Origin of the sequence: Mesorhizobium sp. M2A.F.Ca.ET.039.01.1.1, assembly GCF_003998035.1 — a bacterium.
In the GTDB taxonomy this organism is placed as follows: Bacteria; Pseudomonadota; Alphaproteobacteria; order Rhizobiales; family Rhizobiaceae; genus Mesorhizobium.
In genome coordinates this window covers 1-9,981 of record NZ_RZRY01000181.1, presented here as the reverse complement: position 1 = coordinate 9,981, position 9,981 = coordinate 1, and the positions used below count along the sequence as shown (strand labels likewise).

The window sequence follows — 9,981 nt, the reverse complement described above, 5'->3', positions numbered from 1 at the left end:
GCAAGGATGTGCGCGCCCGTATCAAGACGCTGTCGCGCGACGTGCTGTCGCTCGCCGACCATGCCACCTTCCTGTCGCAGAAGATCTCCTTCCTGCTCGACGCCACGCTCGGCATGATCTCGATCGAGCAGAACGCCATCATCAAGATCTTCTCGGTCGCCGCGGTCATCTTCCTGCCGCCGACGCTGGTCGCCTCGATCTACGGCATGAATTTCGACATCATCCCCGAGCTCAAATGGGAGTTCGGCTATCCCTTCGCCATCGGCCTGATGGTGGTCTCGGCCATCCTGCCCTTCTGGTATTTCCGCCGCCGCGGCTGGCTCTGACAGTGTCGGCCAGCGACGGCTGGCTTACCAGAAATCACTTGACCAAATTGCCTTGGACCTTCATCCGGGAATGCCGATTTGGGGATCACGCATTCGTCAACCGGATTGCCAGCATGACCGGAAAGACCTGGGCCTATGAGGATTTCGTCGAGGGCTCCTCGCTCGACCTCGGCAGCAAGACTGTAAGCGCTGCCGAGATCATCGAATTCGCCTCGGAATTCGATGCCCAGCCGATGCATCTCGCCGAGGAAGCCGGCAAGGCGAGCATCCTCGGCGGCCTTTCGGCTTCGGGCTGGCACACCTGCGCGATGTTCATGCGCATGCTGTGCGACGCCTTCCTGCTCGATTCGACCTCTCAAGGGTCGCCCGGCATCGAGCATGTGAAATGGAAGAAGCCGGTTCTGGCCGGCGATACCTTGCGCGGCACGGTCACGATCCTGTCCAAGCGCCAGTCCAAATCGCGGCCTCAGCTCGGCTTGATCACCATGCGCAGCGAACTGGTCAACCAGCGCGGCGAGAGTGTCTTCGAGCTGGAGAACACCGGCATGTTCCTCGCGCGTGATGCCGCACGAGGCCTATCATGACTTTGGACGAATACTTCCTGATCGGCCAGACCGTCACGCTCGGCTCGCACAAGTTCGAGGCCGACGAGATCAAGGCGTTCGCCAGGAAATACGATCCGCAGGTCTTCCATGTCGATGAGGAGGCGGCGAAGAAGAGCGTGCTCGGCGGGCTCTGCGCCTCGGGCTGGCACACCGCCGCCACCTGGATGAAATACAATCTCGAAAAGCGCATGGAGACCGAGGGCGTGCGCTGGACCGGCCCCGGCCCGCAGCCCGAATTCGGTCCCTCGCCCGGCTTCCGTAATCTGAAATGGCTGAAGCCGGTCTATGCGGGCGAGACCGTGACCTTCACGCGCACCGCGCTGGCGCACCGCCCGCTCGCCCGACGCCCCGGCTGGAACCTGCTCACGTTGCGCTCGGAAGGGTTCGATTCGACCGGCGACAAGGTCATCGAATTCGACAGCGCCGTGCTGGTGAAGGTGGAGTAGCGCCTCTTCCTTCTCCCCTTGTGGGATAAGGTGGATCGGCGCGTAGCGCCGAGACGGATGAGGGGTGTTCCAGCGGAGTGAGACGTTGGCTTTCCCTGGAGCACCCCTCATCCGTCGCCTTCGGCGACACCTTCTCCCACAAGGGGAAAAGGAAGAGGCGCCTCAATGCCCCTCGAACCCGATCAGCGTCCTCACCGGCACGCCGAGCGCTTCCAGCTTCTTGCGACCGCCAAGGTCCGGCAGGTCGATGACGAAACAGGCCGCGACGATGTCGGCGCCGATCTGCCTGAGCAGCCTGACCGCTGCTTCCGCGGTGCCCCCGGTGGCGATCAGGTCGTCGACCACGATCACCTTCTCGCCGGGCGACACGCCGTCCTTATGCATCTCCATCTCGTCCAGGCCGTATTCGAGGCTGTAGGCGACGCGCACCGTCTCGTAAGGCAGCTTGCCCTTCTTGCGGATCGGCACGAAGCCGGCGGAAAGCTGGTGCGCCACGGCGCCGCCCAGGATAAAGCCGCGCGCCTCGATGCCGGCGATCTTGTCGATCTTCAGCCCGGCATAGGGATGCACCAGTTCGTCGATGGCGCGGCGGAAGGCGCGGGCATCGCCAAGCAGCGTGGTGATGTCGCGAAACAAGATGCCAGGCTTGGGGTAATCCGGAATGGTGCGGATGGCCTTAAGCAGCGTGTCTTCGAGGGAGGATTTCATAAGCGGTTGATCCGTTGCCGCACAGTTTTGCAGGCAAGCGGCCGAAAAGAAAAGGGCGCCTTTCGGCGCCCGAGCATTTTTCTGGAAGCCGGCCGGCTCAGTGCGCGACGTCTGCCCACACCCTGCGCTTGGTCATGTAGACCAGCGCGCCGAAGAGCAGCAGGAAGACCATGACGCGGAAGCCGGTCTTCTTGCGGTCCTCGAGATGCGGCTCGGCGGCAAACATCAGGAACGCCGAGACGTCACGGGCATACTGGTCGACAGTCTGCGGCGAGCCGTCGTCATAGGTCACCTGGCCGTCCGAGAGCGGCTTCGGCATCTTCAGGGACACGCCGGACAGGAAGTACGGGTTGTAATGCGTGCCTTCCGGGATCACCATGCCGGCCGGCGGCGTCTGGTCGTAGCCTGTGAGCAGCGAGTGGATGTAATCCGGGCCGCCCTGCGCATACTGGGTGAAGATGTCGAAGATGAAGCGCGGGAAGCCGCGCTCGACGCCGCGCGCCTTGGCGAGCAGCGACATGTCCGGCGGGGCGGCGCCGCCATTGGCGGAAGCCGCAGCCTGCTCGTTCGGGAACGGCGCCGGGAAGTGGTCCGACGGCTTGCCGGGACGGTCGAACATGTCGCCGGCATCGTTCGGGCCGTCATGGATGGTGTATCCGGCGGCCAGCGTCTTGATCTGCGCTTCCGAATAGCCGAGCCCCTCCAGCGTGCGGAAGGCCACCAGGTTCATCGAATGGCAGGCCGAGCAGACTTCCTTGTAGACCTTGAGGCCGCGCTGCAGCTGCGCCTTGTCGTAGGTGCCGAACGGGCCGGCGAAGCTCCAGCTCATTTCCTTCGGCTCGTTGATCGGGAAATGCGTCGGAGCGGCCGCGTTGTGTTCCTCTTCCGCGGCGATGGCCCCAGCACTTGACATCCAGGTGCCCGCGACCACCAGGCCGAGCAGCGCCAGCGAGGTGAGAATCTTCTTCATACCCAAAATCCCCTCAGATCCTCAGCCTTTGGTTTCCGGCGCGGCGGTCGCGCCTGCCGGATGTCCGCTGCCGCCCTTGTTCTTTTCCAGCACCGCTTCGGTGATCGAGTTCGGCAGCCTGCGCGGCGTCTCGATCAGGCCAAGCACCGGCATGACGATCAGGAAGAAGGCGAAATAGAACAGCGTCGCCATCTGCGCCATGAACACGTAAGCGCCTTCCGCCGGCTGCGAGCCCAGCCATCCAAGCAGGATGGCGTCGGCGACGAACAGCCAGAAGAACAGCTTGTACCACGGACGGTAGACCGCCGAGCGCACCTTGGAGGTGTCGAGCCATGGAACCAGGAACAGCATGGCGATGGCGCCGAACATGCACAGCACGCCGCCGAGCTTGGAGTTGATCGGGCCGATGTTGAAGGTGATGGCGCGCAGGATCGCGTAGAACGGCAGGAAGTACCATTCCGGAACGATATGGGCCGGCGTCTTCAGCGGGTTGGCGACCGTGTAGTTGTCCGGGTGGCCGAGAAAATTCGGCAGGTAGAAGACGAAATAGGCGAAGAAGAACAGGAACACGATCATGCCGAACGCGTCCTTGATGGTCGCGTAGGGCGTGAAGGCGACGGTGTCGGTCTTCGACTTGACTTCGATGCCGGTCGGGTTCGACTGGCCAACGACATGCAGCGCCCAGATATGCAGCACGACGACGCCGGCGATCATGAACGGCAACAGGTAATGCAGCGCGAAGAAGCGGTTCAGCGTCGGATCGTCGACCGCGAAGCCGCCGAGCAGCAACTGCTGGATCCAGTTGCCGACCAGCGGAATGGCGCTGAAGAAGCCGGTGATGACGGTGGCGCCCCAGAAGCTCATCTGCCCCCAGGGCAGCACATAGCCCATGAAGCCGGTGGCCATCATCAGAAGGTAGATGATGCAGCCGAGAATCCACAGCAGCTCGCGCGGCGCCTTGTAGGAGCCGTAGAACAGGCCGCGGAAGATGTGGATGTAGACGGCGACGAAGAAGAACGAGGCGCCATTGGAATGGAGATAGCGCAGGAGCCACCCCGAATTCACGTCGCGCATGATCTTCTCGACCGAATCGAAGGCGAGATTGGTGTCGGACGTGTAGTGCATCGCCAGCACGATGCCGGTCAGGATCTGCGAGACCAGCATGATCGACAGGATGCCGCCGAACGTCCACATGTAGTTGAGGTTGCGCGGCACCGGATAGGCGACGAAGCTGTCATAAATCAGCCGCGGCAGCGGCATGCGCGCATCGAACCAGCGCTCGACACCGGTCTTGGGCGTATAGGTCGAGTGTCCCTCGCTCATCGAAATGTCCCCTGCCTCAACCGATAAGGATCTTGGTATCGGAAATGAACTTGAATACCGGGATCGCCATGTTCTCCGGCGCCGGGCCTTTGCGGATGCGGCCGGCGGTGTCGTATTGCGAACCATGGCACGGGCAGAACCAGCCGCCGAAATCGCCTTCCTGGCCGAGCGGGATGCAGCCGAGATGGGTGCAGACCTGCACCATCACCATCCAGGCTTCCTTGCCGGGCGTCGTGCGGTTGGCGTCGGTCGCCGGCGCGTCGGAAGGCAGGTTGGCATTGCGCGCGATCGGATCCTTGAGATCGGCAAGATTGACGGCCTCGCCGTCCTTCATTTCCTTTTCGGTGCGGTTGCGCACCACCACCGGCTTGCCGCGCCACTTGACGATCAGCGAGCTGCCAGGCTGCAGCGAGGAGACGTCGACCTCGACCGAGGCCAGCGCCAGCGTCGAGGCGTCGGGGCGCATCTGGTCGATGAACGGCCACGCGACGGCTCCCGCGCCGACAACGGCGGCCATGCCGGTGGCTACGTAGAGAAAATCGCGACGGTTGGGATCGTGGATGTCGGTTGCGCTCACGGGTGCCTGATCCTTTCGCCTCTTCCTAACCGGAGGCCGAGCCTTGTCCCCGCTCAATCGCACCTGCCCGACAGCGCATGGCGAACAGGCTAGCGAATTCCTCCGGCATTTGGATTTTCGGTTTATGCGTGCGGCCCGTTTTTGTCCAGCGGGGTGAGGCCACAAGGGCAGATTGTCGCGGGGATGCGCGGCAGCCGTGACCGGCACGTTCCCGCCAGGCCGCCGGACGGCTTCAAACAGCGGGAAATCTGGGATGAAATCGGGGCGGTGTTCGCCTCGACATCAGCTCCTGGCCCGGTCTATTCTGTCGCCATGGCGCATGTCATTGAACGCGACAGCTGGGCCGCATCCCCCGACCGCTGGAAGGGCGAGCTGCAATGCGGCCAGTTCGGCGCCAACTCCTGCCTGATCTTCAACTATCAGGAAAGGATCGGCGGCGGCCCGCGCCTGCACAAGCACCCCTATGCGGAGATCTTCGTCATCCGTTCCGGCACCGGCCTTTTCACCATCGGCGACCAGGAAATCAAGGCCACCGCCGGCCAGATCCTGATCGTGCCCCCCGACACGCCGCACAAATTCACCAATCTCGGCCCCGGTCCGCTCGAAAGCACCGACATCCACGAGAACGGCCACTTCATCACGGAATGGCTGGAATAGACCATAATACCGAACCGCAGGTCAGCGCAGCAAAAAGTGGGGACCGGTTTTCGGGAAAGATTGTGGTCAAACCAAAGAGCGCCTAGCTGGCGCCGAGCCTGACCAAAACCGCCCGTGGGATGTCGTATTCGCGGATCACTGCATCGTGCTTGCGCAGACCGCAAAGCTCGCGCTGGATGAAATAGGCGTGCACGGCCGCGGCCGCTTCCTTGAGCAGCCGGTTGCGGTGCTCGCCCTCCCCACTCTGGCGCAATCTGGCAAGGATTTCCTCCACGCGCTGGCCGGCGCGGCCGAGCGCTGCGGCCTTTTCGGCGAGGATTTCGTGGCCGAGCAGGTCGAGCGCGCTTTCCTGCGCGCCTGACCGTCCAAAGTTTGTGGGCATGCGTACCGGCATGACGCCGTTCTACTCCGCCGGCCGCGTCTCTGCCAGCGCGCTTTCCTCGTTGAACAGGAAGCCGCCGGACTGCCGTTTCCACAGCCGCGCATAGAGCCCGTCGAGCGCCACCAGCTCGTCATGCGTGCCCTGTTCGACGATGCGGCCGCCGTCGAGCACCACCAGCCGGTCGAGCGCCGCGATGGTGGAGAGCCGGTGCGCGATGGCGATCACGGTCTTGTTTTCCATTAACCGAGTCAGGTTTTCCTGGATCGCCGCCTCGATGTCCGAATCGAGCGCCGAGGTCGCCTCGTCGAGGATGAGGATCGGCGCGTCCTTGAGGAAAACGCGCGCGATCGCCACGCGCTGCCGCTGCCCGCCGGAGAGCTTCACGCCGCGCTCGCCGACATAGGCCTCGTAGCCGGCGCGGCCGCGGTTGTCGCGCAGTCCCAGGATGAAGTCATCCGCCTCGGCCTTTTGGGCCGCGGCAATCACCTGCGCGTCGGTAGCGTCCGGCGTGCCGAGCTTGATGTTGTCGCGCAGCGAGCGGTGGAACAGCGCGGTGTCCTGGCTGACCACGCCGATATTGCCGCGCAGCGAGTTCTGCGTCACATGCGCAATGTCCTGGCCGTCGATCAGGATCCGGCCGCCTTCCAGGTCGTAGAGGCGCAGGATCAGATTGGTCAAGGTCGTCTTGCCGGCGCCGGACGGACCGACAAGGCCGACCTTCTCGCCCGGACGCACGACAAGGTCGATGCCGTCGAGCACTCCTGCCCCCTTGCCGTAATGGAAGGTGACGTTGCTGACGTCGATGCGGCCGCCGGTGACGATCAGTTCCTTTGCATCCGGGGCGTCGGTGAGGCCGAGCGGCTGCGAGATCATCGCCTTGGAATTCTCCAGCACACCGAGATTTCGCAAAATGCCGTTGAGCTGCATCATCACTCTTCCAAGCAGCATGTTGAGCCTGAGGACGAGAGAAAGCGTGAAGGCGACAGCGCCGACCGTGATCGAGCCTTCGACCCAGAGATAGATGGCGAAGCCGGCGATCACGGTGATCATGACGCCCGACAACGTCGTCAGCGCCATGCGCACGCCGGTCAGACGGCGCGTGAACGGACGAAGCGCGTCGAGATAGATGTCGAAACCGTTCCTGATGTAGCGGTCGTCGCCATCCGCCGAGAACAGCTTCAGCGTCTGCACGTTGGAGTAGGAATCGACGATCCGGCCGGTGATCATCGACCCGGCCTCGGCCGTCGCCTCGGCGTTCTTGCGGATCTGCGGCAGATAGAGTTTGGCCAGCCAGCCGAACACGGCGATCCAGACCACCACCAGAACCGCCAGCCTGAGGTCCAGGCCGGCGACCAGCGCCAGCGTCGTCACAGTATAGATGATCATGAACCAGATGACCTCGATGAAACTTTCCATCAGGTCGCCCGTTGCCTGCCCCGCCTGCCAGACTTTTGTCGCGATGCGGCCGGCGAAATCGTTCTGGAAGAAGGCATAGGACTGGCGCGAGACATGCCGGTGCGCCTGCCAGCGCACCAGATTGTAGAAGCCGGGCGTGATCGTCTGTTCGTCGACCAGCGCCGACAGGCCGACCACGGCGGTGCGGATGACGAGCACCACTGCGCCCATGAACAAGAGCTCAGGTCCGGCCGCGGCCCACAGCGCATGCCAGCTGCGCTCGCCGGGCAGCTGATCGAGGATGTCGACCAGCCTGCCGACGAAATAGAACAGGCCGGCCTCGACCAGCGGCGCGATGCCGCCGATGATCAGCATGGCGAAGAAGGCAAGCTTCGCCTGTCCGACATAGTGCCAGAGGAAGCCGCCGACGCCGGCGGGCGGCCGCAGATTCGCGGGCTCGCGGAACGGGTAGACCCAGTGCTCGAACCAGCGATAGATGGCCTGCATCATTCGGCGGCTTCACCTTTCGTCGGCGGGGCGTCGGCGACCGGCTTTTCCTCCAGCAGGAAGCCGCCAGACTGGCGGCGCCAGAGCTGCGCATAGAGCCCGCCCTTGGCGATCAGCGCCTCATGCGAGCCGTCCTCGACGATGCGGCCCTTGTCCATGACGACGAGCCGGTCCATCGCCGCGATCGTCGACAGCCGGTGCGCGATGGCGATGACGGTCTTGCCCTGCATGAGCTTGTAGAGGTTCTCCTGGATGGCGGCCTCCACCTCCGAATCGAGCGCGGAGGTCGCCTCGTCGAGGATGAGGATCGGCGCGTCCTTCAGCATAACGCGGGCAATGGCGATGCGTTGCCGCTGGCCGCCGGACAGTTTCACGCCGCGCTCGCCGACAAGCGCCTCATAGCCGCTCTGCCCATGCGGATCGGTCAGCCCCGCGATCACCTCGTCGATCTGGGCGGCTTTCGCGGCGTTGAGCATCGCCTCGTCGCTGGCCGACTGGCGCCCATATTTGAGGTTCTCGCGAACAGATCGATGCAAGAGCGAGGTGTCCTGGTTGACGAAGCCGATCGCCCCACGAACGCTCTCCTGCGAGACGTTGCGGATGTCCTGCCCGTCGATCAGCACCTTGCCGTCCTGCACGTCGAACAGCCGCAGCACGAGATTGACCAGCGTCGATTTGCCGGCCCCGGAACGGCCGATCAGGCCGACCCGCTCGCCCGGCGCGATCTTCAGCGACAGGTTGTCGATGACGCCGCCTTTGCCGTCCTTGCGCCAAAAGTTGAAGTTCACCCGGTCGAACTCGATGCCGCCGGCGGTTACGACGAGGGCCGGTGCGTCCGGCTGGTCCTGCATGACGATCGGCCGCGCGATCGTCGTCATCGAGTTGCTGGCGACGCCGATCTGCCGGAAGACATTGGCGCCGACATCGAGGATCCTGCCGGAGATGTTGGCGATCTGCAGCGCGAAAGGTATCGCGGTCGCCACGGCGGCGGTGGTCATCGTCCCGGCGTTCCAGCCGGCGAGCGCCACCCAGCTCACGGCGATAAGCAGCGCCGCGTTGAGGACGAATAAGGCCGACCACATCAGCGTGAAAACGCGCATCAGCTGGTAGAATGTGTCGGCGTGCTCGACCACCGCCTGCGAGACATATTTGTCCTCGTGCTCGCCGGTCGAGAATGTCTTGAGCGTCAGGATGTTGGTGTAGCTGTCGACCATGCGGCCGCTCACCTGCGACCACCGCTCCGACAATTGGGACGAGCGTTGCGTGATCCTGGGCATCGCGGACCAGAAGATCAGGCAATAGAACACCAGCCAGACCGCCACGACCGCCAGCAGAAGCGGGTCGAGCCGCGCCAGCACCACGATGGCGACCGCGACGAAGACCAGCGCATACCAGACGGCATCGACGGTGAGATTGACGCTCATCTCCACCGAATCGCCGCTCTGCATGACCTTGGTCCCGATGCGGCCGGCAAAGTCGTTCTGGAAGAACGACCAGTCCTGGCGCACGACATGCCAGTGGCTCTGCCAGCGGATGAGGTCGATGAGGTTCGGCGCAATGGCATGGTTGCGGATCAGCGCATCGACGACCATCGACAGCGGACGCAAAAGCACGACGAAGGCCATCAGGACGAGCAGCGGCCCATGCGCGGCGAAGAAATCGCCGGGCCTGGTGCTGGCGAGCAGGCCGACGATCAGGCCGACGAAAATCGGCAGCATCGCGTCGATGATCGCCGCCACGGCAACGATGATCATGCGCAGCCGATAGGCGGCGCGAAACTGCCTTATGAAATACCAGTAGAACCGCCAAAGCCCCATTGGCGGCTGCCCGTCGTCGGCCAGCGCCACCGGCGAATAACGGCTTTCGAAGCAGGTGAAGATGCGGTCGAACATTTTTCTCTCGTGGAGGCCACAAACCCGCCGGCGTCCGATCTGGTCGCCGGCGGGGCTCTACGCAGGTAACCACGGCAGGACCTCTGGCCGTGCCGTGGTTACGCCCGGGATCGATTCCCGGCAATCGCCGTAACCTTGATCCCAATCGCGATCGCGTTACTCCGCCGCCATTTCCGTCGCCTTGGCGTCGGAC

11 protein-coding genes are annotated in these 9,981 nt (G+C 63.7%); 4 read left to right on the top strand and 7 right to left on the bottom strand.

The genetic code is table 11. The features are described 5' to 3' along the window. From EOA24_RS15805 to EOA24_RS15795, 3 genes are all read left to right on the top strand, one after another. On the top strand, window positions 1–326 hold a 326-nt coding region (locus EOA24_RS15805; protein ID WP_281059884.1), incomplete at its 5' end, for a CorA family divalent cation transporter. 113 nt (window positions 327–439) lie between these two features. Beyond that, a complete protein-coding gene (locus EOA24_RS15800; RefSeq protein ID WP_126081652.1) occupies window positions 440–910 on the top strand; it encodes a MaoC family dehydratase in 471 nt (156 codons plus the stop codon). Then, window positions 907–1,377, top strand: coding sequence for a MaoC family dehydratase (locus tag EOA24_RS15795; protein WP_126081651.1), 471 nt, complete (start codon window positions 907–909; stop codon window positions 1,375–1,377). Before EOA24_RS15800 ends, EOA24_RS15795 begins: the two co-directional genes overlap by 4 nt. A gap of 162 nt (window positions 1,378–1,539) precedes the next feature. Here the strand turns inward: EOA24_RS15795 and EOA24_RS15790 are convergent, their stop codons facing one another. The 4 genes from EOA24_RS15790 to petA form a co-directional block, all read right to left on the bottom strand. After that, on the bottom strand, window positions 1,540–2,085 hold the full coding sequence (locus tag EOA24_RS15790; RefSeq protein WP_127409898.1) for an adenine phosphoribosyltransferase: 546 nt from the start codon (window positions 2,083–2,085) through the stop codon (window positions 1,540–1,542). Window positions 2,086–2,182: 97 nt separating this feature from the next. Next, window positions 2,183–3,055: a cytochrome c1 gene (locus EOA24_RS15785; protein ID WP_126081650.1), complete on the bottom strand. Its 873-nt coding sequence runs from the start codon at window positions 3,053–3,055 to the stop codon at window positions 2,183–2,185. A 21-nt stretch (window positions 3,056–3,076) separates the two neighbouring features. Next, window positions 3,077–4,378 (bottom strand): cytochrome b N-terminal domain-containing protein, encoded by a 1,302-nt coding sequence (locus EOA24_RS15780; protein WP_126081649.1) that lies wholly within the window; start codon window positions 4,376–4,378, stop codon window positions 3,077–3,079. A 16-nt stretch (window positions 4,379–4,394) separates the two neighbouring features. Next, a complete protein-coding gene (gene petA, locus EOA24_RS15775) occupies window positions 4,395–4,955 on the bottom strand; it encodes a ubiquinol-cytochrome c reductase iron-sulfur subunit (RefSeq protein ID WP_042647595.1) in 561 nt (186 codons plus the stop codon). A 312-nt stretch (window positions 4,956–5,267) separates the two neighbouring features. Here petA and EOA24_RS15770 point away from each other — a divergent pair, with 312 nt between their 5' ends. Continuing rightward, complete coding sequence (locus EOA24_RS15770; protein ID WP_126083739.1) at window positions 5,268–5,612, top strand: cupin domain-containing protein; 345 nt, start codon at window positions 5,268–5,270, stop codon at window positions 5,610–5,612. 82 nt (window positions 5,613–5,694) lie between these two features. Here EOA24_RS15770 and EOA24_RS15765 read toward each other — a convergent pair whose 3' ends face one another. Genes EOA24_RS15765 through EOA24_RS15755 form a run of 3 tightly spaced genes read right to left on the bottom strand, consistent with a single transcriptional unit; the run spans window position 5,695 to window position 9,788 of the window. Beyond that, window positions 5,695–6,006 carry a DUF6665 family protein gene (locus tag EOA24_RS15765; RefSeq protein WP_126081648.1) on the bottom strand — a complete coding sequence of 104 codons (312 nt, stop codon included), beginning with the start codon at window positions 6,004–6,006 and terminating at the stop codon, window positions 5,695–5,697. Between the two features lie 9 nt (window positions 6,007–6,015). Continuing rightward, on the bottom strand, window positions 6,016–7,899 hold the full coding sequence (locus EOA24_RS15760; RefSeq protein ID WP_127257140.1) for an ABC transporter ATP-binding protein: 1,884 nt from the start codon (window positions 7,897–7,899) through the stop codon (window positions 6,016–6,018). Further along, window positions 7,896–9,788 (bottom strand): ABC transporter ATP-binding protein, encoded by a 1,893-nt coding sequence (locus EOA24_RS15755; RefSeq protein ID WP_126081646.1) that lies wholly within the window; start codon window positions 9,786–9,788, stop codon window positions 7,896–7,898. Before EOA24_RS15755 ends, EOA24_RS15760 begins: the two co-directional genes overlap by 4 nt. Window positions 9,789–9,981: the final 193 nt, after the last annotated feature.